24 protein-coding genes and 2 tRNA genes are annotated in these 25,234 nt (G+C 69.7%); 8 read left to right on the top strand and 18 right to left on the bottom strand.

The window, feature by feature from the left end; genetic code table 11:
• Window positions 1-190: 190 nt before the first annotated feature.
• From GT755_RS26330 to GT755_RS26320, 3 genes are all read right to left on the bottom strand, one after another.
• Window positions 191-266 (bottom strand) — tRNA-Thr (locus tag GT755_RS26330).
• A gap of 81 nt (window positions 267-347) precedes the next feature.
• On the bottom strand, window positions 348-785 hold the full coding sequence (locus GT755_RS26325) for a hypothetical protein (RefSeq protein ID WP_161482310.1): 438 nt from the start codon (window positions 783-785) through the stop codon (window positions 348-350).
• Window positions 786-838: 53 nt separating this feature from the next.
• Window positions 839-1,018 carry a transposase gene (locus GT755_RS26320; protein WP_137248620.1) on the bottom strand — a complete coding sequence of 60 codons (180 nt, stop codon included), beginning with the start codon at window positions 1,016-1,018 and terminating at the stop codon, window positions 839-841.
• A 99-nt stretch (window positions 1,019-1,117) separates the two neighbouring features.
• On the opposite strand from GT755_RS26320, the gene GT755_RS26315 reads away from it, so the two are divergent.
• Window positions 1,118-1,735: a hemerythrin domain-containing protein gene (locus GT755_RS26315; protein ID WP_161482309.1), complete on the top strand. Its 618-nt coding sequence runs from the start codon at window positions 1,118-1,120 to the stop codon at window positions 1,733-1,735.
• Here GT755_RS26315 and GT755_RS26310 read toward each other — a convergent pair.
• From GT755_RS26310 to GT755_RS26290, 5 genes are all read right to left on the bottom strand, one after another.
• Window positions 1,722-4,961 carry a BTAD domain-containing putative transcriptional regulator gene (locus GT755_RS26310; RefSeq protein ID WP_161482308.1) on the bottom strand — a complete coding sequence of 1,080 codons (3,240 nt, stop codon included), beginning with the start codon at window positions 4,959-4,961 and terminating at the stop codon, window positions 1,722-1,724. The genes GT755_RS26315 and GT755_RS26310 overlap by 14 nt on opposite strands.
• A gap of 7 nt (window positions 4,962-4,968) precedes the next feature.
• Entirely contained in the window at window positions 4,969-5,154 is a 186-nt protein-coding gene (locus GT755_RS26305; RefSeq protein ID WP_161482307.1) for a hypothetical protein, read from the bottom strand.
• A 493-nt stretch (window positions 5,155-5,647) separates the two neighbouring features.
• Window positions 5,648-6,868: an FG-GAP repeat domain-containing protein gene (locus tag GT755_RS26300; protein ID WP_161482306.1), complete on the bottom strand. Its 1,221-nt coding sequence runs from the start codon at window positions 6,866-6,868 to the stop codon at window positions 5,648-5,650.
• 322 nt (window positions 6,869-7,190) lie between these two features.
• The gene (locus tag GT755_RS26295; RefSeq protein ID WP_161482305.1) at window positions 7,191-9,548 is read right to left on the bottom strand and encodes an ATP-binding cassette domain-containing protein; all 2,358 of its coding nucleotides are present in this window, start codon (window positions 9,546-9,548) and stop codon (window positions 7,191-7,193) included.
• 55 nt (window positions 9,549-9,603) lie between these two features.
• A complete protein-coding gene (locus GT755_RS26290) occupies window positions 9,604-9,942 on the bottom strand; it encodes a VOC family protein (protein ID WP_161482304.1) in 339 nt (112 codons plus the stop codon).
• 134 nt (window positions 9,943-10,076) lie between these two features.
• On the opposite strand from GT755_RS26290, the gene GT755_RS26285 reads away from it, so the two are divergent.
• Window positions 10,077-10,616: a DUF302 domain-containing protein gene (locus tag GT755_RS26285; RefSeq protein ID WP_161482303.1), complete on the top strand. Its 540-nt coding sequence runs from the start codon at window positions 10,077-10,079 to the stop codon at window positions 10,614-10,616.
• Between the two features lie 3 nt (window positions 10,617-10,619).
• On the opposite strand, the gene GT755_RS26280 is transcribed toward GT755_RS26285, so the two are convergent.
• Window positions 10,620-11,450 carry a phosphoribosylaminoimidazolesuccinocarboxamide synthase gene (locus GT755_RS26280; protein ID WP_161482302.1) on the bottom strand — a complete coding sequence of 277 codons (831 nt, stop codon included), beginning with the start codon at window positions 11,448-11,450 and terminating at the stop codon, window positions 10,620-10,622.
• 262 nt (window positions 11,451-11,712) lie between these two features.
• Between GT755_RS26280 and GT755_RS38715 the strand changes: the two genes are divergently transcribed.
• Entirely contained in the window at window positions 11,713-13,107 is a 1,395-nt protein-coding gene (locus GT755_RS38715; RefSeq protein ID WP_202610550.1) for an ATP-binding protein, read from the top strand.
• Window positions 13,108-13,200: 93 nt separating this feature from the next.
• The gene (locus GT755_RS26265) at window positions 13,201-14,019 is read left to right on the top strand and encodes a GAF domain-containing protein (protein WP_161482301.1); all 819 of its coding nucleotides are present in this window, start codon (window positions 13,201-13,203) and stop codon (window positions 14,017-14,019) included.
• A 47-nt stretch (window positions 14,020-14,066) separates the two neighbouring features.
• On the opposite strand, the gene GT755_RS26260 is transcribed toward GT755_RS26265, so the two are convergent.
• A tRNA-Tyr gene (locus tag GT755_RS26260) sits at window positions 14,067-14,151 on the bottom strand.
• Between the two features lie 102 nt (window positions 14,152-14,253).
• Here GT755_RS26260 and GT755_RS26255 point away from each other — a divergent pair.
• Both GT755_RS26255 and GT755_RS26250 read left to right on the top strand, forming a co-directional pair.
• On the top strand, window positions 14,254-14,727 hold the full coding sequence (locus tag GT755_RS26255) for a GNAT family N-acetyltransferase (protein ID WP_328794507.1): 474 nt from the start codon (window positions 14,254-14,256) through the stop codon (window positions 14,725-14,727).
• 17 nt (window positions 14,728-14,744) lie between these two features.
• Window positions 14,745-15,236: a YajQ family cyclic di-GMP-binding protein gene (locus tag GT755_RS26250; protein WP_030457017.1), complete on the top strand. Its 492-nt coding sequence runs from the start codon at window positions 14,745-14,747 to the stop codon at window positions 15,234-15,236.
• 28 nt (window positions 15,237-15,264) lie between these two features.
• Here the strand turns inward: GT755_RS26250 and GT755_RS26245 are convergent, their stop codons facing one another.
• Window positions 15,265-16,254: a hypothetical protein gene (locus GT755_RS26245; RefSeq protein WP_161482299.1), complete on the bottom strand. Its 990-nt coding sequence runs from the start codon at window positions 16,252-16,254 to the stop codon at window positions 15,265-15,267.
• A 104-nt stretch (window positions 16,255-16,358) separates the two neighbouring features.
• Here GT755_RS26245 and GT755_RS26240 point away from each other — a divergent pair, with 104 nt between their 5' ends.
• Together GT755_RS26240 and GT755_RS26235 are read left to right on the top strand one after the other, a co-directional pair.
• Window positions 16,359-17,342 carry a TolB-like translocation protein gene (locus GT755_RS26240; protein WP_161482298.1) on the top strand — a complete coding sequence of 328 codons (984 nt, stop codon included), beginning with the start codon at window positions 16,359-16,361 and terminating at the stop codon, window positions 17,340-17,342.
• Window positions 17,343-17,361: 19 nt separating this feature from the next.
• Complete coding sequence (locus GT755_RS26235; RefSeq protein WP_161482297.1) at window positions 17,362-17,937, top strand: pyridoxamine 5'-phosphate oxidase family protein; 576 nt, start codon at window positions 17,362-17,364, stop codon at window positions 17,935-17,937.
• Here GT755_RS26235 and GT755_RS26230 read toward each other — a convergent pair.
• The 7 genes from GT755_RS26230 to GT755_RS26200 form a co-directional block, all read right to left on the bottom strand.
• Window positions 17,934-18,749 (bottom strand): M48 family metalloprotease, encoded by an 816-nt coding sequence (locus tag GT755_RS26230; protein WP_161482296.1) that lies wholly within the window; start codon window positions 18,747-18,749, stop codon window positions 17,934-17,936. The genes GT755_RS26235 and GT755_RS26230 overlap by 4 nt on opposite strands.
• Window positions 18,750-18,814: 65 nt before the next feature.
• The gene (locus tag GT755_RS26225) at window positions 18,815-20,230 is read right to left on the bottom strand and encodes an NADH-quinone oxidoreductase subunit N (protein ID WP_161482295.1); all 1,416 of its coding nucleotides are present in this window, start codon (window positions 20,228-20,230) and stop codon (window positions 18,815-18,817) included.
• Complete coding sequence (locus tag GT755_RS26220; RefSeq protein ID WP_161482294.1) at window positions 20,227-21,708, bottom strand: complex I subunit 4 family protein; 1,482 nt, start codon at window positions 21,706-21,708, stop codon at window positions 20,227-20,229. The genes GT755_RS26225 and GT755_RS26220 overlap by 4 nt, the downstream gene beginning before the upstream one ends.
• 47 nt (window positions 21,709-21,755) lie before the next feature.
• Window positions 21,756-23,582 carry an NADH-quinone oxidoreductase subunit 5 family protein gene (locus tag GT755_RS26215; protein WP_328794506.1) on the bottom strand — a complete coding sequence of 609 codons (1,827 nt, stop codon included), beginning with the start codon at window positions 23,580-23,582 and terminating at the stop codon, window positions 21,756-21,758.
• A complete protein-coding gene (nuoK, locus tag GT755_RS26210) occupies window positions 23,579-23,887 on the bottom strand; it encodes an NADH-quinone oxidoreductase subunit NuoK (protein ID WP_137248640.1) in 309 nt (102 codons plus the stop codon). Before nuoK ends, GT755_RS26215 begins: the two co-directional genes overlap by 4 nt.
• Entirely contained in the window at window positions 23,887-24,420 is a 534-nt protein-coding gene (locus GT755_RS26205; protein ID WP_161482293.1) for an NADH-quinone oxidoreductase subunit J family protein, read from the bottom strand. The genes nuoK and GT755_RS26205 overlap by 1 nt, the downstream gene beginning before the upstream one ends.
• Window positions 24,417-25,217 (bottom strand): 4Fe-4S binding protein, encoded by an 801-nt coding sequence (locus GT755_RS26200; protein WP_202610549.1) that lies wholly within the window; start codon window positions 25,215-25,217, stop codon window positions 24,417-24,419. Before GT755_RS26200 ends, GT755_RS26205 begins: the two co-directional genes overlap by 4 nt.
• Window positions 25,218-25,234 lie beyond the last annotated feature (17 nt).

Here is a 25,234-nt window from a genome sequence, read left to right as displayed (position 1 = left end):
TGGAGGCCGACGAAAACTGACCGGCCACGCAAGGATACCCGACCCATGCGAGTGCCACACACGCGGTATTTCGCCGGGGAACGGGTTTGAGAATTCACGGGTGAATCCTCAAATCACTTTCGCGGGGATTGGTTTTCACCCGCCAAGCCAAAAGCCCCACCCGAATTCATCGGATAGGACCTGTTGACTTTGGAGCCCCCAAACGGAATCGAACCGTTGACCTTCTCCTTACCATGGAGACGCTCTGCCGACTGAGCTATAGGGGCGGGCCCGGTGTTCGCTCTCGCGTTCCCGGACAGGTAAACCATACACGTCCCCCGCAGTGGATGCGAAATCCAATCGGACGGCTACGGCGTCTGGAGTGTCCCAACCAGGTCGGCGCCCTGTTCCTGGGCAGACTGCATGTCGTCGGGCTCGATGGCGTAGCTGCTGAAGTAGGTGCGCCCGGCCTTCCCCACGGGGGTCGAGAGGGTGATCCGGGCGTCGTAGGGCTGCTCCAGGCAGTCGGGCAGGCACCAGCTCCCGGTCAGCTTGCCGCGGCCCACGGCGGTGTCGGGGCCCCACTTGTCCCACAGGAGCTTGTTCATGGTCGAGAACTCGGAGATCACCAGGTCGGCCGGCTTCTTGGCGGGGGAACCCTGTTCGTCGCCGAAGAAGTTCAGCACGTAGACGTCCGGTGCCGACGACGTGGACCCGGGCGGGGGCGTCGGGCTCGGGATCCCGTCGGGCGCGGAGCCGCAGGCGACGAGCGCGACACAGAAGGCGAGCACAGTGACCAGGCGCATGTCTCGACGGTAAACGGCCTGGTCGGGAAATCACCGTTACCTGAGGGTGTTTGTTATGGCCGCAGGGAGACGACTTCACAGAGGTCGGCGAGGTCGACGAAGCGGGCGACCTCGTCGACGGAGAAGCAGTCGGCGAGGTGGCGGCCATGCCGTTCGACGCGGAGCACTTGACGGTCTCCGAACAACCCGGGCACGATCGCGTAGCCGTCGGGCCCCACCCATCGACTCCTCATAGCCCGACAAACTAGCGTCCCGCACCGTCATTTTCGCCCCATGCGCCACACCAAGTAGACCCCAGGTCTCCGCTAAGCACCGGGGCGCATCGTCGGGGCATGACGACCCCCGATCTCACCGGCCTCCGGATCATCCACCGGGCCATGCGCGGCGACCTGCACCGCCTGGTCGCCCTCACCGAGCACCTGACGGCCACCACGCCCACCCGGGCCAGGGCCATCGCCCACTTCGTGGGCCGGGTCACCCACACCATCCACCAGCACCACACGCGCGAGGACGAGATCGTGTGGCCGCTGATCGAGCGCTCGGCGGGCGCCGCGGCCGATCTGGCCGACCTGACCGAGGACCACTCGCTGCTCGACCCGCTGCTGAACGAGGCCGGGGCCGCCGCGGACGCGTTCGCCGCCGGCGGCGACGCCAAGCCCCTCCACCTGGCCCTCAAGCGCCTCTCGGAGCTCCTCGACGAGCACATCGAGGAGGAGGAGCGCCGGATCTTCCCGGTCGTCCTCCAGTACGTCACCGAGAAGGACTGGGCCGACGCCGAGACCCGGATCCGCAAGGGCGCCGACATCCGCTTCGACCTGTGCTGGATAGGCCAGTACGCCACCCCTGAGGAGATGGCGCGCATCAGGAGGATGGGCGGCCCGGTGGTCGCCCTGATGGTGGCCCTGCTACGCCCCGGTCACCGGCGGCGGCAGCGGCTCATCTTCGGCTGAGCTCCTCCCGTGCCCGGTCCGCCCAGAACGCCGAGCCCACCTTCTCCGCCACCTCGACGGCGGCCGCGTAGTGGCGGCGCGCGGCCGCCTCGTCGCCCAGGTAGCGGGCCAGGTCGCCCAGGAAGTGGTCGACCGGCCCGTGGGTGACCGAGCCGCTGGCCAGCCCGGCCATCTCCCCGGCCAGCGGCGTGAGCTGCTCGTAGGTCGTGCGGGCGCCCTCACGGTGGTCGAGGGCCATGGCGGTCTGCGCCCGCATCGTCAGCACCAGTGACTGGTAGACGCCAGGGAAGGGCAGCTCGTCGGGCCGCCAGCGGGCCCTGGCCTCCTCGATCCGCCCGGCGGCCACCAGCGCCCGCGAGTAGATCTCGTGGACGGTCTCCAGGTCCTTCCAGACGGCCTCGTAGTCGTCCATGAGCGTGCCGATGTCGCCGCGGGTGATCCCGATGGCCAGCCGGGCCAGCAGGCCGAAGCCGAGGGCGTTGCCGTCGCCGATGGCGGCGAGCTGCGCGGCCAGCGCGGCGACGGCCTGCTCGGCCTCGTCGAAGCGGCCCTCGATGTAGAGGTCGAGCGAGTCGAGCAGGGCGAAGACGCCGAACAGGTGGGTGAACTGGCCGCTGGTCGAGCTGCTGGTGGACAACGTGGCGTAGTGGCGGGCCCTGACCCGGTCGCCCTGGGCGAGCGCCACCATGATCTTCATGTAGCGGCCCAGCGTGAGGTATCCGGGCAACCCGTTGGCCTCGGCCACCTCGATCACGTCGTCGGCCAGCCGGTCGAGCCGCGCGCTCTTGCCGGAGTGCACGCAGGCCCAGTAACGCGCGTTGTACGCCATGCACAGCAGCAGCGGATCGCCGAGCCCCTTGGCGATCTCGATCGCCTCCGTGCTGTCACGTTCGAGTTGCTCCCCGCCGTAGGGCTCGGTCTCGTGGCACAGGGCCACGAGCAGGCGGCAGCGCGTCTCGCCCTCCGAGCCGGGCAGGACCTCGCGGATGGCCTCGATCATGTCGAGGTCGAGGATGTGGTGGGTGACGATGCTCCAGATCAGCGGCACGTCGATCGAGGTGATCAGGCGGATCGTGGCGGCCCGGTCGCCGAGGCGGCGGGCCAGTGGGAGGGCCTCGCTCCGCAGCTTCTTGGCGGCGTTGACGTCGCCGGCGTGCGCGAGGGCGGAGACCAGGCGGCTTTGGAGGTCGAGCCGGCGTTCGTCTTCCGGAGCGATCTCCACGGCGCCGCTGAGGAGGGTGACGGCCTCGCGGTGGGCGTACAGGGAAGTGGCCTTCTCCGCGGCCCTGGCCGCGTAGGAGACGGCGCGGGCGGCGGTCGCGGCGGTGGCGGCGGCCAGCGCGTGGTGAGCCAGCGCGCCCGTGTCGCCCGGGCGGGTCGCCTCCAGGGCGTCGACGACCTTGCCGTGCAGCCGGATGCGGCGCAGCCGGGGGATGTCCTCGTAGAGCGTCTCCCTGACCAGCACGTGGGCGAACCTGACCTGACCGGGGAGCGGCTCGGTGAGCAGCCCCGACAGCACCCCCGCCTCCAGCCCGTCGAGCACGGTGTCCTCGTCGGCGTCGCGCATCGCGATCAGCACGTCGGCGTCGGCGTCACGGCCGACGACGGCGGCGTCTCTGAGCGTGGTCTGCGCGGTGGCGGGCAGCCGGGCGACGCGCCGGCGGATGACGTCGCGCACGCCCGGAGGCAGCCGGTAGACGGCCGACATGCCCTCGGCGGCCAGCAGCCGCGCGGTCTCGGAGACGAACAGCGGGTTCCCACCGGTCCGCTCGTTCAGCACGGCCAGCGTGGCCGGGCCGATGGACACGCCCGAACGGTCGAAGACCAACTGGGCGATGTCGTCGGGCCCCAGCCCTTCGAGGGTGAGATGCTCGGCGGTCTGCGCGGCCAGCGCGGCCCCGGTGGCCATCAGGTCGGTGGTCGCCTCGTCGGGCCGGTGGGTCAGCAGCACCATGATCGGCGTGCCCGCCAGCCGGGTGGCGAGGTGACGCAGCAGGTGGAGGGTCTCGTCGTCGGCCCGGTGCACGTCCTCCAGCACCACCAGCAGCGGCGCGGTCAGCTCGGCCAGGTAGTCGCCCACCGCGCGGGCCAGCCAGAACTGCCCGACCGGCTCGGCGTCGTCGGCCAGCAACGGCGCCAGCTTGGGCACGAGCGCGGGCGCCGGCGGCCGCCCCGGCACGAGGCTCCGCAGCACCTCCGACCAGGCCCAGGCGGGCGGCACACCGCCGACCGTCTCGGGGCACCGGCCCGCCGCCGTCGCCCAGCCACGGGCCTGGAGCGCCTTGGCCAGGGCGACGGCCACGGTCGACTTCCCCGACCCGGCGTCTCCCCCGAGCCAGGCCACCCGGAACCCGGTCATGGCCTGCTCGGCGGCCCGGGTGAGCCGGTCGAGCTCGGCCCGGCGTCCGACGATCTCCCTCTCGGCCTCCCGCGCCGGAGTGACCCTGATCGGCTCGGGCGGCGGCGTGAACTGCAGGGTCTCGGTCTGGTGGAGGATGTCGGACTCAAGTGTGCGCAGCGCGGGCCCCGGATCGACGCCGAGTTCCTCGGCGAGGGTCTCGCGCGTACGCCGGATCACCGCCAGCGCCTCGGGCTGCCGTCCGGCCCGGTAGTAGGCCAGGGCGAGCAGCCGAACGGCGTTCTCCCTGAGCGGGTGGGCCGTGACGTGCCGGTCGAGCTCGGCGACGATCTCGGCGTGCCGCCCCAGCGCGATGGCCGCCTCGACCCGATATTCGACGGCGACCAGCCGGAGCTCGTCGAGCTGCGCGGCCTCGGCCACGGCCCACTCCTCGTCGGCGAACTCGGCGAAGGCCGGGCCGGTCCAGAGGGCGAGGGCGTCGTCGAGCAGCCGGATGCGCTCGTTCGGGTCGGGCCTGGCGACCGCCTCGTCGACCAGCTTCGGAAAGTGCCAGGCGTCGACCGCCTCGGGCTTGAGCCGGAGCCGGTAGCCGGGGGGCGCGGAGACGATGACCGTGGCCGGGGTCCGGGGTGCCCGGCCCGGTTCGAGAATCCTCCGCAGGTTCGAGATGTAGACCTGCAACGCGCCGAGGGCCTTCGGCGGCGGCTGCTCCCGCCACAGGTCCTCGATGAACCGATCGGCCGACACGATGTGCCCGCCCTCGGCGACCAGCCGGGCCACCACCGCCCGCTGAAGGAACGTTCCCAGCTCAACCGGGGCGTCTCCGACGGAAGCCGCCAGCTGCCCCAAAACCCGCAATCGCACCATGATGGGGTCATTGTTCCGGGATCCACTCGACGGAGACACCCCCGCTTTCCCGGCCTTTTTGGAAGACCTCCTCGGCCCTGCGGCCCCGGGCCCAGCGCCGGGCGTAGGGCGCGGCCTCGACGACCACGCCGTCCCGGACGACCAGCCCGAACGTCGCCTTCTCCGTCGACCACCAGATGAGCCCGTCGCGCATGCCTTGGACCCTAGGAAGAGCCACTGACAGAATCGACGGCATGGCGATCTTCCGAAAGGCCCATGCCTCGTAGGAGCCCTGCGCGGTGCGCCCTCTTCGACGAGCCCATGGCCTATCTGCCCGGCCTGTCCCGCCGCGGCCGTCTCGCCCTCGCCCGCTTGGAGGAGGACGGCTTTGGCCAGGGGCGGTCTCCGACGCCTACCAGGGGTGGCAGAGCCTCGTCCACGACCCTTACCGGCGTCTGTTCGAGCCGTCCTACGGCTGCGGCTACATCATCTGCTGTCGGGACATGTCGCAGGTGAACGGCATACTCTGCGCGGCTCTGGCCGTGCTGCCGCCGCGCGACTCCAGGAGGCTGCAAGGGCGGCTCAAGGCGTTCGCGGAGTCGTGGTGAGGTCTGTCGCGTCGAGGCTGGTCGGCGGCAGGGCCGACCGTGACGAAACCGCCGTGACGAGGCCAGTCGAGGCCAGTCGAAGCGAGGCCAGTCGTGGCGCTATGGAAGGGAGAAGCCCAGGCCGTTGGCGCCGGTCGTGCCCAGTTTGAGCCGCTGGAGGTTGGTGTAGCCGCCGTTCGGAAGCACGTGGACCTGGCCGACCCCATAAACGCCCGGAACCCCGACGACGAGGTCGGGCCTCTTGTCGCCGGTCACGTTCGAGATGGCCAGGGCAGCGCCGAACCGGGTCTCGTAGCTCTCCTTCTTGAGGGTTCGGACCGGCTTGGCCGTCACTCCCCCGGCGGTCCCCTTGTAGATCTCGACCCAGTCGTGGTTTTCTGCCGCGACGTGAACGGCCAGATCGGCGCGGCCGTCTCCGACCAGGTCGCCGATGGCGGGGTTGCCCGGGAAATCGGAGAAGGACAAGATCTGGGGCGTTTCCACCGTCACGCCCCGGCTCCGGTGGACGATCACCTGGCCGCCGGTCGCCAGCACGACGTCGCCCTTGCCGTCGCCGCTCAGGTCGCCCACGGCCATGTCGAAGACGTCAGGTCGGGCCGGAAGAAACGCCAAGGCCCGCGACATCGACAGGCCGCCCGCCGCCCCGGGGACGATGGAGACCCGCTGCGGGCCGGCGGGGTCCGGATGGGCCGGCCGGAAGTCGGTGGCCAGGAGGTCGGGCCGTTTGTCACCCGTGAAGTCACCGACCGCGAGGACGGCCCCGAATTCCGCCGCACCGTTCTTCAGCGTGCCCGACTTCGTCAATCCCTTGCTGCCGCCTTCGAAGACGACGATTTCCTTGTTTCCCCGGACGGCCACGTCACCGTATCCGTCGCCGTCGAAGTCGGCGGCCTTCATCGGGGCATTGGTGATCGGCCAGGCGAACGACTTGGAGTATTTGAGCCCGGTGGACGATCCCCGAAAGATCACCAATTTCTTCCGGCCCGACGCGATGACGTCCGAATAGCCGTCACGATCGAAATCAGCGGTCGCGAGGACCCGCCCGAGGTTCTCCTTCGCGACCGGCTTGGACGCCGAGGCGATCCGAGTCTTGGCCGACACCTTGCCGCCGCCGAACCAGACGACGACGCCCCCGGCGTCGGACCTGCCACCGGCCTTGAGCAGGTGCGCGCCCGCGATGACGTCGGCCCGGCCGTCGCCGTTGACGTCACCGGGCAGTGCGGGGCGCTTCCTTGGAGCAGCGTCGGCGGGGGCTGAGACCAGCACCATCCCGGCCGCGACGGCGACACTGGCAGCCAGACCTCTTCTCCAGAACGTCATATATGCAAGGACGCCCGATTCAGCAGAATGGTTGGCGACAACGCCAAGATCCCAGATTGTCGACCGGACAAATGCGCACACCTGGCAGGGCCTGATGGCTGGCAAGCCGCCCAATGCCCCCACCCGATGGCGGCTGATTCCTCGAAGACCACCAGATGCGCAGACCCTGCCAACCGGCCATTTCTGGCAGACCGCTGAATGCGCACATCCGACGGACTGCCGAACTTCGCCGGGCCGCTGAATGCGCACCACCGATCTCTGCCGGGCTGCCGAATGCGCACACTCGCCACGGACCCGAGCAAGTCACACCGGAAAGCCCGGTTCACGCCCCCACGTAAGCCGCCAGGTGTTCCCCTGTGAGCGTCGACCGCTTCGCCACCAGTTCCGCCGGCGTCCCCTCGAACACGATGCGGCCGCCGTCGTGGCCAGCGCCCGGACCGAGGTCGATGATCCAGTCGGCGTGGGCCATGACCGCCTGGTGGTGTTCGACCACGATGACCGACTTACCCGAGTCGACCAGCCGGTCGAGGAGGCCCAGCAGTTGTTCCACGTCGGCCAGGTGAAGCCCGGCCGTGGGCTCGTCGAGGACGTAGGTGCCGCCCTTCTCGGCCATGTGGGTCGCCAGCTTGAGGCGCTGGCGCTCGCCGCCCGACAGGCTGGTGAGGGTCTGGCCGATGCCCAGGTAACCCAGGCCCACGTCGACCAGGCGCTGGAGGATGGCGTGGGCGGCCGGGATCTTGCCCTCGCCCTCGCGGAAGAACGCCTCGGCCTCGGTGACCGACATCGCGAGGACCTCGCTGATGTCCTTGCCGCCGAACTTGTAGTCGAGCACCGACGCGTCGAACCGCCTGCCCTCGCACTCGTCGCACGTCGTCGCCACGCCGGCCATCATGCCGAGGTCGGTGTAGATGACCCCGGCGCCGTTGCACGCGGGGCAGGCGCCCTCGGAGTTGGCGGAGAACAGGGCGGGCTTGACGCCGTTGGCCTTGGCGAAGACCTTGCGGATGGGTTCGAGCAGGCCCGTGTAGGTGGCCGGGTTGCTGCGCCGCGAGCCCTTGATCGCGCTCTGGTCGATGGAGACCACGCCCGCGCCGCGGGGGATCGAGCCGTGCACGAGCGAGCTCTTGCCCGAACCGGCCACGCCGGTCACCACGACGAGCACGCCGAGCGGGATGTCGACGTCGACCTTCTTCAGATTGTGGGCGTCGGCTCCCCGGATCTCCAGGCGGCCGGTCGGCTTGCGTACCGAATCCTTGAGGGAGGCGCGGTCGTCGAAGTGGCGGCCGGTGATCGTGCCGCTGGAGCGCAGGCCCTCGACGGTGCCCTCGAAGCAGACGGTGCCGCCCGCCGAGCCGGCGCCGGGGCCGAGGTCGACGACATGGTCGGCGATGGCGATCGTCTCCGGCTTGTGCTCGACGACCAGGACGGTGTTGCCCTTGTCGCGCAGGCGGAGCAGCAGGTCGTTCATGCGCTGGATGTCGTGGGGGTGGAGGCCGGTGGTCGGCTCGTCGAAGACGTAGGTGGTGTCGGTCAGCGCGGAACCCAGGTGGCGGACCATCTTGACCCGCTGGGCCTCGCCGCCCGAGAGGGTGCCCGAGGGGCGGTCGAGGGACAGGTAGCCGAGGCCGATCTCGGTGAACGAGTCGAGGGTGTGGGACAACTTGTCGAGCAGCGGCGCGACCGACGGCTCGTCGAGGTTCTTCACCCAGGCGGCCAGGTCGCGGATCTCCATCGCGCACGCGTCGGCGATGTTGATGCCCTTGATCTTGGACGACCTCGCCTGCTCGGCGAGCCGGGTGCCGCCGCACTCGGGACAGGAGGTGAAGGTCACCGCCCGCTCCACGAAGGCGCGGATGTGCGGCTGCATCGCCTCCTTGTCCTTCGACAACATCGACTTCTGGATCTTGGGGATCAGGCCCTCGTAGGTGAGGTTGATGCCCTCGACCTTGACCTTGGTCGGCTCCTTGTAGAGGAAGTCGTGGAGTTCCTTCTCCGTGTACTTGCCGATCGGCTTGTCGGGGTCGAGGAAGCCCGACTCGGCGAAGATCTTGACCGTCCAGATGTTGTCGACCTTGTAACCGGGCACGGTGATCGCGCCCTCGGAGATCGACTTGGTCTCGTCGTAGATCTCCGTGAGGTCGATGTCGGAGACCGACCCCCGGCCCTCGCAGCGCGGGCACATGCCGCCGACCATGTTGAACGTGCGCTTCTCGGTCTTGCCCGAGCCGCGCGCGACCGTGATCGACCCGGCCGAGGTGACCGAGGGGACGTTGAAGGAGAACGCGTTGGGCGACCCGACGTGGGGCTGCCCGAGGCGGCTGAACAGGATGCGCAACATCGCGTTGGCGTCGGTGGCCGTGCCCACGGTCGAGCGCGGGTCGGCCCCCATCCGCTGCTGGTCGACGATGATCGCGGTGGTGAGCCCTTCGAGGACGTCGACATCCGGCCGTGCCAGGGAGGGCATGAACCCCTGGACGAAGGCGCTGTAGGTCTCGTTGATCAGCCGCTGGGACTCCGCGGCGACCGTACCGAAGACCAATGAGCTCTTTCCCGAGCCCGAGACGCCGGTGAACACCGTGAGCCGGCGCTTCGGCAGCTCCACGCTGACGTCTTTGAGGTTGTTCACCCGCGCGCCGTGGACCCGGATCAGGTCGTGGCTGTCGGCGGCGTGCTGGCTCATGTTGTCTCCCTGGCTCTCGACCGCTTCGAGGGTACGTGCCGCGACCGACGTTTTCTCACCGGTCCTGGATCAGGCCGAGCACGTTGCCGTCGGGGTCGACGACGGTGGCGACGAGCCGGCCGCCGCCGACGTCCTTGGGAGAGGACTTGACGGTGGCACCGGCGGCCGTGACCTCGGCGATCTTGGCCTCGATGTCCGCAACGTGCCAGTGGGCGAGCGGCGAGGTCATGTCGCTGTTGGGGACGAGGCCGATCTGCTGGCCCTCGCTCTCGTAACCGACGTAGTAGGGCGAGTCGGTCGTCGGCTCGGCGCCGAGGAGGGCGGTGTAGACGGCCTTGGCGGCGGCGAGGTCGGTGACGGGGTGGAGAACGGTCTTGATGCCCTGGGTGGTCATGGTCGGTTCCTTGAAGCAGGGGATGTTTACGCAGCTCACGCTATCGACGGCCGCGATGATCCCGCTTCTCCGATCCTGACCGGTTCGGGACTGCCCGCACGCGACCCGGTGTTCCCCTCAAAGGGGGTAAGACCATGACCGTTCAGCAGGATCGTGTGTTCGACGTCGTGTACGAGGCCCACCGGCTGACCGTCGACACCGGCGTCCCGTTCGAGGAGTTCCGGCGGCGCTACGAGGAGGCCGTCCCGGCCCTCGACCGCGTGGTGTTCGACCGGCTGATCCAGGAGTCGGCCGACTGGGCGACCGTCCTGGGGGCCGCCGACCGCAACGCCCCGCACGGCTTCGTCATCTTCTGGTCGCTGGACAACTCCGAGATCATGGGCCTCTCGGGCGACACGTGGCGGAGCGTGCAGTATCTGATGGGCAACCACACCATCGCCCAGCGCATGTTCCATCACGACCCGGCCGTGATGGAGTACGCGCCGCTCCGCACGACCATCTACGAGGATCAGGCGGGCGCCGCCCGCTTCGCCATCGACCAGCCCAGCCGGCAGTTCGCCGCCTTCGGCAACCCCGCCATCACCGAGGTCGGGATCGAACTGGACCGCAAGGTCGCCGCGCTCCTCGACTTCCTGGGGGCGCCCGTACCGGCTCAGCTGGTCGAGAGCGAGTGAGGCCTACCAGCTGCGGCCGGTGATCCGCTCGTACGCCTCGATGTAGCGCGCCCGGGTCACGTCGACGACGTCCTGCGGCACCTCCGGCGCCGGGGCCTTCTTGTCCCAGCCCGTGCCGGCGGCCCAGTCGCGGACGAACTGCTTGTCGAACGCGAACTGCGGGCGGCCCGGCTGCCATTCGTCCAGCGGCCAGAAACGCGAGGAGTCGGAGGTCAGCACCTCGTCGCCGAGGGTGAGCACGCCGTCGGCGTCCCAGCCGAACTCGAGCTTCGTGTCGGCGATGACCACGCCACGCTCGCGGGCGATCTCGGCGCCCCTCTTGTAGACGTCCAGAGTGATCCTCTTGAGGCTCTCGGCGACGTCCGCGCCCTCCTGGTTCATGACGTCGGCGAAGGTGATGAACTCGTCGTGCTCCCCGAGCGGGGCCTTCGTCGTGGGCGTGAAGATCGGCTCGGGCAGGCGGGAGCCTTCGAGCAGGCCTTCGGGGAGGGCGATGCCGGAGACGGCCTGGTCGCGCTCGTACTCCTTGAGGCCCAGACCGGCCAGATAACCCCGCGCGATGCACTCGACCTGGACCATCTTCAGCGCCTTGCACCGCACGGCCCGGCCTTCGAACTCGGCCGGGACGTCGGTGGCGGAGATGACGTGGTTGGGCACGATGTCCGTGAGCTGCTCGAACCACCACAACGACAACTGCGTCAGGACCTTGCCCTTGTCGGGGATCGGCGTCGGCAGGATGACGTCATAGACGGAGACCCGGTCAGACGCGACCAGGATGATGTCGCCGTCGTCCTCGTAGACGTCCCGGACCTTCCCGGAGTGGATGAGCTTCACGGGGTTCCTCGCCTCTCAAGCCTGCGGTCATCAAGCGATGCACAAGTACATCAGGTGACACATGGCCGGGGCTCGGCGGGCCGAGCGTAGAAGCCCGGCGGCGACGGCACCCACCACGCGGACCCGAAACATCGATTTGCCAAAGGTTGAGTAGATATAAAAGAAAAGGAAAAGAAGTGGCTGGTATATTTGATTCTGCGAATTTCTTTTCCGGAGACCGTCGAGGCGGCCGACGCGCGCCCAAAGGACGGAGATCGCGCTGGTGACGAGTTTCAAATACGACGGAGACGATCACCCGACCGCCACGCCGGCTCCCGTGACCGGCAGATGGCTGCTCGCGGTGAGCGAGCCGGGAATCGGCCGGCTGGCCCTGCAGGCCCGCGAACGGCTGAACCTCCTGTGCGCCGCCGGTTCCCGCATCGGCAGTTCACTGGACGTGACCCGGACCGCCCAGGAACTGGCCGAGGTCGCCGTCCCACGATTCGCCGACTACGTCGGCGTCGACCTGTGCGACAGCGTGTTGCGAGGTCAGGAGCCCTCGTCCTTCGACGAGGGACTGCGCCGGGTCGCCCTCTTGGGCGTCCGGGAGGATTCGGGTCTCCATCCGGTCGGTGCGCTGATCCAGCTGCTTCCCATCACGCCGCAGGCGCGTAGCGCGGCCAGCGGGCAGCCCGTACTGGAACCGGTGTTGTCCAGCGACATCGGCTGGATCGCACAGGACCCCGAACGCTGCCGGAAGGTCTGCGAGCACGGCATCCACTGCCTCGTCGCGGTGCCGATGCGGGCCCGCGGCAGCACCCTCGGGGTGGTGAGCTTCTACCGCTCCAAGACCAGGAACGCCTTCGAGGAGGACGACCTCGACCTGGCCGAGGAACTGGTCAACCGCGCGGCGGTGTGCGTCGACAACGCCCGCCGCTACACCCATGAACGCATGATCACCGCGAAGCTGGAGGACGCCACCACGTCACTGCGGCACTCCCTCGACCACCAGCGGCGCTTCACCGCCGACGCCTCCCACGAACTGCGCACCCCGCTGGCCGGACTGCGGGTGCAGCTGGAGGAGGCCCAACTCCACCCCGGCGAGACCGACCTCGCCGACCTGCTCCGCCACGCGCTGACCGATGTGGACCGGCTACAGGCCATCCTCACCGACCTGCTGTCGCTGGCCCGCAGCGAGTCCACGCCGCCCACCGCCCTGGAGCCCGTGGACCTGGCCGAACTCGTCGAAGCCGAAACGGCGCACCGGATCGGCGATCCTCACCCGGCACGGCTCGACCTGGCCCCCGGGGTGCTGGCCGAGGCCGTCCCCATCCAGATATGCCGGGTGCTGAACAACCTGCTGAACAACGCGCAGCGGCACGCCGCCCACGACGTCACGGTAGGAGTACGCCGCACCGGCGACATCGCGGAGCTCAGCGTCACCGACGACGGCCCGGGGGTCCGCCCGGCCGAACGCGAGCACATCTTCCAGCCCTTCACCCGGTTGGACAGCGCCCGCAGCCGCGACCTCGGCGGCACCGGCCTCGGCCTGGCCATCGCCCGCGACATCGCCCGGGCCCATCACGGCACCCTCCACGTCGAGGACGCGACCCCGAACGGGGCCCGCTTCGTCCTTCGCCTCCCGGCCGCGACCGGTCATTCTTTGCCCGCCGCGTAAGAACGTTTACTCGGCAGATGCATCCGATCGGGTTATCCCCTTTTACCGTGGAATGTTGCCGCATGGCTCACTAACGAGATCATGGAGTTGATTTTGAGCGCACTTTCCGCGGAGCAGGCGGTACGCGAACCGATCCTGAATTCGTGGCGGCGTTGTCAGGACGCCGGGCTGAACCCTGGCGCCTTCAAAGCTCGCCTGCTCGACGACATGGATTTCGACAGCATCCTGGTACGCGCGGCCCAGCCCATCCTCGACCGGCTGCAGACCGACATCGCCGGAACCCCGTCCGGCGTGTTCCTGAGCGACGCGTCCGGAGTGCTGGCCCGGCGCGTGCTGGGCAACACCTCGATACGGTCGGCGGCCGACGCCCTCGGCGTCATCCCCGGTTTCAGCTACGCCGAGTCGGACATCGGCACCAACGCCGTGGGCACCGCGCTACTGGAGCGGCGGACCTACCAGGTGACGGGCAGCGAGCACCTGTGGGCAGAACTGCAGAAGTTCGCCGCCGTGGGCAGCCCCGTGCTCAACCCTCTCACCGGGTGCGTAGAAGGAGTCGTGTGCCTCGCCTCTCTGAGTGAACAGATGGACGCGCAGGTGAGGGCCATGATCCGGCGGTCGGCTCACGAAGTCGAGCAGAGCCTGCTCGACTTGAGCACCAGCCGCGAGCAGGCCTTGTTCCGAAGGTTCCTCAACTCGGGAGCCGCGACCGTCGTTCCGGCCACCATGCCCCCTGACCTGTGCCAACGTGATCGGCTCGCTTTGGAGGACGCCGCCGTGAGGCTGGTGGCGCAGGGCCGGGAAGCGGTGGAGGAGATTGCCCTCGCCGACGGCCGCACGGCCACGGTCGTGGCACAGGTGATCGCCGGGCCCGCCGACCTGACCGGCGTCGCCGTGCAGGCGTGGTTCTCATAAGACACGAAAACGGCCCCTGACCTGATGGTCAGGGGCCGTTTTCCTGCTGGTGGCAGGTCCAGGGTTCGAACCTGGGTAGGCTTAGCCGACGGATTTACAGTCCGCTCCCTTTGGCCACTCGGGCAACCTGCCGTGTCATCCGCCTCTCGGCGGCGACAGGTAAGAGAATAGCGGACTCGCGCCGTACACGTGACATCGGTTTGTCCCAGACGTCCATCACCCAGGATGGTCGGCGTGATCCGACACCCCGCCCCCGCCGAACTGCCCGGCCTGGCCGCCATCGAGCTGGCCGCCGACGCGCGGTTCGCCCCGCTGGGCATCGTCTTCCCGCCCGGCACCACCATGATCGAAGAAGTCTCCGACCCCGGGCGTGTCTACGTGACCGGCCGGCCCCCGGTGGGCTTCGCCCTCGTGGGCGAGGTCGACGGCAACGTGCATCTCGACCAGTTGGCGGTGCATCCCGTACACGAGGGAAAAGGCCTGGGGACGGCGCTCCTGGAGGCCGTCTGCGCCCTGGGCGACGTCACCCTGACGACGTTCCGGGACGTGCCGTGGAACGCCCCCTGGTACGCCAGGCGCGGCTTCCACGTCCTCGACTCCGCCGAGTGGGGGCCCGAACTCGAAGCGCTCGTAGCACATGAACGCGAGCTGGGGATCGAGGTGGCGCCGCGAGTGGTCATGAGGCGGCTAAGGTCGGTAGGAACGTAGAGAGGACACGGACACCGATGGCCGATAGCAGTTTCGACGTTGTCTCTGAGATCGACCGCCAGGAGGTCGACAACGCGCTGAACCAGACGGTCAAAGAGGTCGGGCACCGCTTCGACTTCAAGGGCACGGGCGCGGACATCTCCTGGTCTGGCCAGAAGGACATCGAGATCAAGGCGAACAGCGAGGAGCGGGCCAACGCCGTCCTCGACGTGTTCCGCGAGAAGCTGATCAAGCGCGGGCTGTCCCTGAAGGTCCTCGACGCGGGTGAGCCGAAGCTTTCCGGCAAGGAATATCGGCTGATGGTCGCCCTCAAGGAGGGCATCGACCAGGAGAACGCCAAGAAGATCTCCAAGATGATCCGCGACGAGGGGCCCAAGGGCGTGAAGGCCCAGATCCAGGGCGAGGAGCTGCGGGTGAGCTCCAAGAAGAAGGACGACCTGCAGGAGGTCATCACCCTGCTGAAGGGCAAAGACTTGGACATCGCGCTGCAGTTCAAGAACTACCGCTGACACCTGCGCCTTCGCGTCCCGCCGAAGGTCAGAGGGCACATTCAGGGCACACGGCCGCCGCTCCCGAAGCGGCCATGTGCCCTGAGTGCTTTTCCCGGGTCAGCCACTCACGTCTGGCCGCGTCCGCCAGCACCGCCCCCATTCCCGCCGTCGCCAGCAGGTGGACGCCGTACCAGACCCAGCTCACGTGGAGCAGAACGGCGGTGACGGTCGCCAGCACGCCGAGGCAGAACGCCGCAGCCCCGTGCAGATACCGCCCCAGCGCAGTCCAGAGGATCAGCCCGTAGAAGAAGAGCCCGCCCCGGTCGAGGCCCAACGCCCCGATGTTCAGAACCGGCCCCCCATGGTCGGTCGTCTGGGAAACACCCTGCAACGGCGCATACGACCCGTTGACCACCACTTCCCCGCCGAACGGCATGACATACGACTCGCCGGCAACCGCCGCCAGGAGAGTAAGCAGAATCAGAAGGCCGCCCACGGCCTGTCGTAATCGCGTCATCGTCAGAAAAGGCCCGCGGCCACCAGCAGGCCGAGAACCCCGCCCACATACCCGATCGAAATGGGTCTTCTCCTTGGCCTCTCGCCATGACGACACGACCATGATCGTGGCCATGGCGAGAGTAGCTGCGATGTGGCCCGCGAACCAGAGCGGAACAGGGCCGTTGCCCTCCCCCAGCTGCATGCCCGAGAACGACGCGACCAGCGCCAGCCCAAAAGCCGGAAGGGCGTAGCTGAAACGCCCGATCACCGCCCAGATCACCAGCCCGACCAGCAGCACCGTCCCGTACTGGTCGTGGACCTGACGCACCAGCAGGCCGCCGGGCACCTCGAAGTTCGCCGTAAGAACCGACTCGTAGGCCGCGGACATCTCGACGCCCTGCAAAGGCCCGTACGTACCGGAATAGGACACCACATCATCGGTGATCGCATAGTGGCTGCCGAGATAGGCCCCGCCCGCCACGATCACCAGTGTGATGCCGATCAGAACATCGCCCAATAACTGGCGCGCACGCTCCATTCGCCAGATTCCACCACAACCTGCCCCTCCCCATGCCGGTTACCGATTCGCTGCCAACTTCCGCGCCGGTTCCGGCATCTACTCCGGTGACGAAAGGAACGCACATGCAGAAGCGTGCATACGCGGCCGCCGTGTTGACGGCGCTCGCGGTCGTGTCGCCGGCGGTGGTCGCGGAGGCGTCGACGGGAGCCGCCTCCTCGCCCGCGCGGTACGTCTGGCTGAAGGCGTGTCCCAAGGCCGGCTACACGGTGCCCTGCGGGCAGTGGATGGTCTACCGCCGGGACGGCAGCACCACGCCGCTGCCGGACGCGCAGGTGCACCAGGTCACGGCGTCGGGGGGCGTCGACCGGGAGAGTTCGCTGCAGCCGGCGGTGAGCGGCGACGGCAGGCGGATCGCCTATTTCACGGCCACGACGAAGAAGCTGGTGGTGCGTGATCTCGTCACCGGCAAGGTCCATCCGCTGCGGGGGGCGGCGGCGAAGCCGCCGAAGGGGCTGCTGATCAACGACGTCGACACGTTGTTGTCGTACGACGGGAAGCAGATCGCGATCGACTACGTCCAGGGGACGCTGCCGACGAAGGTGGTCGACGTGGCGTCGGGGAGCTACTACACGCTGCCCGCCGACGCGGCCCTTCAGGGGTTCAGCGGTGACGGGTCGAAGGTGATGGTGACCGGGACCTCCGACCAGAACACCACGATCTTCTCCTCCTACGACGCCGACGGCGAGGTGAACAGCCAGGAGGTGCCGCAGGTCGTCGACGACAACTATCCGCTGGCCCTGGCCGACGACGGGCGGTCGATCGCGGTGTTCATCGAGGGCCGGCAGGCCGCGTTGCGGGTCTACGACCTGTCGTCCGACTCGGTCGGGCCGCCGGTGAAGCTGACGATGCCGAAGGGGGAGCGGGCCAACAAGCTGGTCTGGCAGACCTCCGACCGGCTGCTGCTGTGGACGTACCGGAACAGTCCGAGCGGCGACGTCATCGGCGGCGGGTTGCGGACGATCGACGTCGACACCGGCGAGATGAAGAAGGTCGACACCTGGAGCCTGCGGTCCAACCTGTGGATATGGTGGCTGCCGGGCGAATGATCGGAGTTATCGTCCGGTCATGGGCAAACAATATGACGTGATCGACGGCCGGCTGCGAGACTTCGTGACCTCCCAGCCGGTCTACTTCGTCGCCACCGCCCCCGAGTCCGGCGGGCATGTCAACGTGTCTCCCAAGGGCTACCCCGACACCTTCGCCGTCCTCGACGAAACCACCGTCGCCTACCTCGACCTCGACGGCAGCGGCGTCGAGACCATCTCCCACCTGCGCGACAACGGCCGCATCACCATCATGTTCGCCTCGTTCTCCGGGCCGCCGAAGATCGTCCGCCTGTACGGCACCGGCGAGGTCGTCACCCCGGCCGACAGCCGCTTCGAGGCGCTGCTGAAGAACTTCGGGCCCCACCCGGCCGTCCGGTCGGTGATCGTGGTGAGCTGCGACCGCATCGCCGACTCCTGCGGCTACGCGGTGCCGTTCATGGCCTTCGAGCACGACCGCACCCTCCTCGACGACCACCACGAGCTCGACAGCTCGAAGAAGCGCCAGACCCAGCGGTCGAGCGCCCTGAGAGAGAGCATCGACGGGCTGTTCGGGCTGCACCCCGGGGAGACCGACCCGGCGAACCGGCGCAGCTAGCGCAGCCGCTCCAGGTTGGCGACCCGCTCGGCGGTGGTCGGCCGGGTCGCGAACGGTCCCGCGAAGAACATGTGGCTGGCGCTGGCGATCCGGCCGTTGCGCGGCAGCGGCCGGGCCCGGTTGCTGGCGTCGATGCGCCGCAGCGCGGAGGCGAGCGCGAGCGGGTCGCCCGTCATCCGCGCCGAGGCCTCGTCGGCGGCGAACTCGCGGTCGGGCGGCAGCGCGAGCCTGACCAGCCCGGTCGCGATCGGCGCGAGCAGGGCGGCGACGAACCGGGTCAGCGGGGCCGGCTTCTCGTCGTCGGCGCGGCGGACCCCGAAGACCGGGCCGAGGTAGCCCGACGTGGTGAACATGGTCGCCAGCGCCCCGGCCACCGAGGCGAGCAGGGTGTCATGGTTGTGGACGTGGGCCAGTTCGTGCCCGATCACCCCGCGCAGCTCCCGCTCGTCGAGCAGCGTCAGCAACCCCTGCGTGACGATGACGGCGGACTTGCGGGGTGTGCGGCCGGTGGCGTAGGCGTTGGTCTGGGCCAGCGGGGAGACGTAGAGGCGGGGCATGGGGCGGCGGGCCTGCGTGCAGAGGTCCCGCACGATCTCGTAGAGGGCGGCGTGCTCGACCTCGCCGACGGGCCGGGCGCGGAGCGCCGCGAGGGCGAACCGGTCGGAGAAGAAATAGGCCACCCACACGGTGACCGCGGCCAGCGGCACCCCGGCCACCAGGCCGGTGACTCCCCCGAGCAGCCCCGCGACGACGACGATCAGCACGGCGGACACGCCCAGCACCCCCGCCGTACGCGTCCCGTTTCTCCGCATCGTCCACCTCCGCACGCTCCCCCCCTCCAACGCGGGTGGACGTTTGGGCGTTCCCGTCCCGAACGTCAGCCCAGCGTGGCGAGCACGAGCTGGGGGGCGACCGAGAAGCCGACCGCCACCGCCGTGGCCACCCCGACCGCGATCCAGGCCGGCCTGGACGCCGCGGGCCGGGTGGCGTCGGCGGGCGTGAACAGGCGGGCCGTCCAGGCGATGTAGTAGTAGAGGCCGATCACCGTGTTGACGGCCATCACGACCGCGAGCCAGCCGAGCCCGCCCGCGACGACCTCGCGGAACACGACGACCTTGGCGAACAACCCGGCCAGGCCGGGAGGCAGCCCGGCCAGGCAGATCAGCGCGAACGCCAGGGCCAGCCCGGCGACCGGACGGCCGGAGACCAGGCCCCGGTAGCCGTCGAGCGTGTCGTGGGGCACGGCCATGACCACGGCGAACGCGGTCAGGTTCATGGCGGCGTAGAAGACCAGGTAGGCGGTGGCCGCCTGGGCGTCGGTGGTCGCGATCGGGGCCAGGACGTAGCCCGACTGGGCCACCGACGACCAGGCCAGCAGCCTGACGGGGTGGGTCTGCCGGAGCGCCAGCACGTTGCCGACGGTCATGGTCAGCGCGGCCAGCACCGCCACGATCGGCGTCCAGGTGGCCGCCTCACCCGGCAGGGCCTGGGTGAGGACGAGGATGAGCCCGGCGAACCCGGCCGCCTTCGACACGACCGACAGCAGGGCGGCGACCGGGATCGGCGCGCCCTGGTAGACGTCGGCGGCCCAGAAGTGGAACGGCACCGCGGCGATCTTGAACCCGAACCCGGCGACGACCATGACGGCCCCGACCGCCACGACCGGCCCGGCTCCCGGGCGTTCGGGCTGCGCCAGCGCCGCCGCGATCGCGTCGAGATGGACCGCGCCGGTGATGCCGTAGAGGAGGCTGACCCCGAACAACATCACGGCCGTGGAGACCACCGAGACCACGAACAGCTTGAGCGCCGCCTCGGCCCCGCGACCGTCGTAGCGGCGCAGCGCGGTCAGCGCGAAGACCGGCAGCGAGACCAGTTCGAGCGCCACGACCAGCATGATCAGGTCGCGGGACGCGGGCAGGGTGACCGCTCCGGCCAGGGCCGCGAGCAGCAGGAAGTACCACTCCCCGACCGGGATGTCGCCCTCGGCGAGTTGTCCCATCGACAGCAGCACCACGACGGCCCCGGCCCCGAGGGCCAGCCCGGCGAACACGACCGTGGTCGCGTCGACGACGTAGGAGCAGCCGACGGACGGCACGCAGAACGTCTCCCGGACGCCCCGCTGGGCCACCACCACGGCGAACGCCGCCACCAGCGCCGCCAGGGTGACGCAGCCGAGAGCGGTCCGGACGCCGGGCCGGGCGGGCAGGAAGGCGTCGAGCAGCAGGACGAGCCCGGCGGCCAGCGCCAGGATCAGAGGCGCGGCGATCGCCCAGTAGTCGATCGACTGGATCACGGCACCCCCAGAAGCGCCTGCACGGCGGGTGTGGTCAACCCGAGCAGCGCCGACGGCCACACCCCGAACACCAGGATGAGCACGACCAGCGGCACCCAGGCGGCGAGCTCGATCCGGGTGGCGTCGTGGAGGGTCGGCCCAGGCCCGCCCCACGGCCCGTGGGTGAGCCGCGACAACATGACCAGGAAGTAGGCCGCCGTCAGCACCGCCCCGAGCCCGCCGATCACCATGAACGTGAGGAACAGCTCGCGGGGCAACCCGGCGGCCGGTTCGTAGGCGCCCTGAAGGGCGAGCATCTCGCCCCAGAACCCCGCCAGCCCCGGCAGCCCGAGCGACGCGACGGAGGCGAAGGTCAGCAGCGACGCGACGTAGGGCAGCCGCCCGAGCAGGCCCGGCCCGAGCTCGTCGAGGTCGGACGTGCCGTAGCGCTCCTTGAGAGCTCCGACCAGGAAGAACAGCAGCCCGGTGATCAGGCCGTGGGCGATGTTGCCGTAGAGGGCGGCGTTGATGCCGACCGGCGTGAGCGTCGCGAAGCCGAGCAGCACGAACCCCATGTGGCCCACGGACGAATAGGCGATCAGCCGCTTCAGGTCGCGCTGCGCCAGGCAGGCCAGCGCGCCGTAGACGATGCCGACGACGGCCAGCGCCCCCAGCCACGGCGCGACGGCCGCGGCCCCCTCGGGCAGGATCGGGATGGCCACCCGCGCGAACCCGTAGGTGCCCATCTTGAGCAGCACCCCGGCGAGCAGCACCGACCCCACGGTCGGTGCCTCGGTGTGGGCGTCGGGCAACCAGGTGTGCAGCGGCCACATCGGCGTCTTGACGGCCAGCCCGACCCCGATGGCCACGAACGCGAGGATCTGCGCCGTGCGCCCCATCGGATGGTCGGCCGCCAGCCGGACCATGTCGAGGGTGCCGGTCTGCGCCCAGACGTAGAGCAGCCCGACCAGCAGCACCGCCGACCCGAGCAGCGTGTAGAGGATGAACTTGTACGCCGCCCGCCGCCGCCCCTCGCCGCCCCAGACGGCGATGACGAAGTACATGGGGATCAGCACGACCTCGAAGAACACGAAGAACAGCAGCAGGTCGAGCGACAGGAAGGTGCCGATCATGCCGAGTTCGAGCACCAGCAGCGCGAAGACGAGTTCCCTGGCCCGCGGCGGCCGGTGTCCGGCCAGGTAGACCAGGCACAGGAGGGTCAGCAGCGCGGTCAGCACGACGAGCGGCAACGAGATCCCGTCGATCCCGAGGTGGAACCGCACCCCGAGCCAGGGGATCCACGGGAGGTCGACGGTCCCCTGCATCCGCCCGGCGGCCGAGTAGTCGAACAGCGACGCCACCGCGACGGCGACCGCGAAGACCATCCCCGAGACCGCCAGCCCGAACCGCACGGCCAACGTGCCGAGCGGCCCGGGGACGAGGAGCGCGACGGCCCCCAGCAGCGGAAGGAGCAGCAGCGCGACCAGCAGAACACTCATGGCCGCAGGCGACCCGGACACCGTCACGAGGGCGGCCACCGTCCGGCTCATCCCAGCACCACCGCCCCGACCGCGATCAGCAGCACCCCGGCCAGCAGGCCCGTCACGTAGAGCTGGGCGTTGCCGTTCTGGAGGTGGCGGGTGAGCCCCGACAAGCCGACCGTGGCCCGCCCGGTCCCCCGCACCGCGCCGTCGACCACGTGGTCGTCGGCCCGCACCACCCCCCGCGCCAGCGCGAGCACCGGGCGGACGAACACCGCCGCGTACAGCCGGTCGACGTAGAAGGCCTGCTCGCACGGACCGTGGAAGACCCCCAGCAGCCGGGCCGGGTCGCGTTCCGGTGCGCCGCGCCAGATCACGTAGACGAAGGCCGCTCCCAGCAGCGCCACGACCAGCGCGGTCACCGCGGGGGCGAGGTGGAACTCGCCGGTGTCGGTGAAGCCGAGGAGCAGGGCCGGAATCGCCAGGACGCCGATCGGCCACAACATCGACGCCGGGGCCTCCCGGCCGTCGAAGACGTGGGCGGTGCCGGGGGCGGGTTCGGGGAGGGCCTGGACCTTGCCGGTGCCGAAGAAGGTCATCAGCCACGCCCGGGTCGCGTAGGCGCCGGTCACGCCGACGGTCAGCAGTGCCGAACCGTAGAGGAGGAGCTGGATGGGGCTGGACGAACGCTCCAGCCCGTAGAGGATCGCGTCTTTGCTGAAGAAGCCGCTGGCCGGGGGCAGGCCGATCAGGGCGGCGTAGCCGACGGTCATGGTCCAGAACGTCACGGGCATCGGCCGGCGCAGGCCGCCCATGTGGCCGAGCAGATTGGAGCCCACGTGGTGGATGACCGCCCCGGCGCAGAGGAACAGCAGGGCCTTGAAGGCGCCGTGGGTGACCAGGTGGAAGACGGCCGCGTCCCGGGCGCCGCCGGCGAGGGCGGCGGCCATGTAGGCGAGCTGGCTGATCGTCGAGTAGGCCAGCACCCGTTTCAGGTCGGTCTGCGCGAAGGCGGCCAGGGCCGCGCCGAGCATGCCGATCGCGGCGGCGACGCCGAGCACGTCAAGAGTCGGCTGCGGGAACAGCACGTAGAGGCGGGCCACCACGAAGATGCCCGCCGCCACCATCGTCGCGGCGTGGATCAGGGCGCTGATCGGGGTCGGGCCGGCCATCGCGTCGGGCAGCCAGGTGTGCAGCGGGACCTGGGCGCTCTTGCCGGCCACCCCCGCGAGCAGCAGCAGCGTCGCCAGGACCAGCGTCGGCTCGGGGATGTCGGCGGCCATGACGTCGGAGATGCGGAAGGAGCCGGCCGCGAAGCCCAGGACGAAGATGCCGAACAGGAAGCCGACGTCGCCCAGGCGGGTCACCAGGAACGCCTTGATCGCGGCCCGGGAGTTGGCCCGCTCCTCCCACCAGTGGCCCACCAGGAGGTAGGAGCACAGGCCCATGATCTCCCAGCCGACGTAGAGCACCAGGAGGTCGGCCGCGAACACGACCAGGAGCATCGCGCTGGTGAACAGGCTGATGAAGGCGCTGAAGGAGGGATAGCGGGACTCGCCCCGCATGTATCCGACCGAGTAGACCTGCACCGCCAGCGCCACCACGCCGACGAGCATCGCCGTGAGCACCGACAGTTCGGCGGCCTCCAGCCCGACGGTGATCGCGATCCCGCCGGTGTCGATCACGGTCAGCACGTTCGTCGAGGGCGTGTTCTCCCAGGCCAGCCAGCCGATCAGGGCCGTCGACAGGGCCGTCGGCAGCACCCCGAACCAGGCCGCGCGTTTGTTGGCGGCCAGGTTCTCCGCAGGGCCGCGGCCGTGGGGGTAACGGGACAGCAGCAGGCCCAGCACGGCCCCCGCGAACGGCAGCACCACCACGAGGGAGACGATCACGGCTCCCCCAGTTCGCGCAGCCGGTCGAGCTCGATGGCCTTGCGGGTGCGGAAGACGGCCAGCACGATCGCCAGCCCGATCCCGACCTCGGCGGCGGCGATGACGATCACGAACAGGGTCAGCACCTGACCGGAGTGGAGCACGTCGCGGAGCCACACGTCGAAGGCGACCAGGTTCAGGTTGACCGCGTTGAGCATCAGCTCGACCGACATCAGCACGAGGATGGTGTTACGCCGGGCGAGGACGCCGTACACGCCGATGGAGAAGAGCAGCGCGGCCACGACGGCGGGATAGACGACGTGCATCAGCGCCGCCCGCTGATGTCGGTGCGCGACAACACGATCGCGCCGATCAGCGCGGCCAGCAGCAGCACCGAGAGCGCCTCGAACGGCAGCACCCAGTTCCGGAAGATGCTCCCGCCCAGTTCCTCGGCCGACCCGGAGCCCGGCCGCAGGTCCGCGTAGGCGTGCTGGAAACCGCCCACCACGACGGAGACCAGCACCCCGGCGGTGGCGAGGGCGACGACGGCGGCGACCACCCGGTTGCCGGAGTCGAGGTCGTCGCTCCTGCCGATGGGCGCGCGGGTCAGCATGATCCCGAACAGCAGCAGGACCACGACCGCGCCGACGTAGATGAGCACCTGGACCCAGGCGACGAACTCGGCGGTCAGCACGAGATAACACCCGGCGAGGGCGCCGAAGCAGAGCACCAGCCACAACGCGGCGTGCACCAGTTGCCTGGTGGTCACCACCAGCAGCGCCGACCCGACGGCGACCAGCCCGAGCAGCAGGAAGACGATCTCAAGGGTGGACGGCGGCCAGAAGTCGACGGCACTCACGACCCCTCCCCGTTGGGCCGGTCGGGCAGCCGTCCCGGCGGCCGGATCGAGCGCACATCACGCGGTGCCCGGGATCTCGGCGGCCCGGCCGGAGGCTCCTGCGACGCCTCCGGCATGGCAGGTGCGTCCTCTCCACCCGGAGGTGAGGTCTCTTCACCGGGCGTCCGGTCAGGCAACCGGCCCGGCGGGCGGATCGAGCGCACGTCGCGCGCCGGGCGTGGCTCCTCTCCGGCGCCCTGGTCGGGGAGGCGGCCCGGCGGGCGGATCGCGCGGACGTCGCGTGCCGGGCGCGGCTTGGCCTCGGCGGCGTCGTCCGGAGCCGGCTTCGCCGCCCCGGCTCCGCCCGGACCTCTCGCCGGGCGCTTGCTCGCGGTGACCTCCTTCGGAGGTTCGGCGTTGGCCTCGTGGCGAGGGGGCGCCGGGACGCTGGAGACCCATTCGCCCAGGCGGTCCTTCTCATGGAGGAGGTTGCGGATGTCGCCTTCGGCGTATTCGAACTCGGGGGCCCAGAAGAGCGCGTCGAACGGGCACACCTCGATGCAGATCCCGCAGTACATGCACAACGAGAAGTCGATCGCGAAGCGGTCGAGCACGTTGCGTTGCCGGGGACGGCCGCCCTCGGGCGCGGGCAGGGTCTCCTTGTGGGAGTCGATGTAGATGCACCAGTCGGGGCACTCGCGTGCGCAGAGCATGCATGACGTGCAGTTCTCCTCGACCAGCGCGATCACGCCGCGCGATCGGGGCGGCAGGTCAGGCTTGACCTCCGGATACTGCTGCGTCACCGAGCGACTGAGCATGTGTCGCAGCGTTACGG

Origin of the sequence: Herbidospora solisilvae, from assembly GCF_009901565.1 — a bacterium.
GTDB lineage: Bacteria > Actinomycetota > Actinomycetes > Streptosporangiales > Streptosporangiaceae > Herbidospora > Herbidospora solisilvae.
This window is presented reverse-complemented; position numbering and strand designations above follow the sequence as displayed.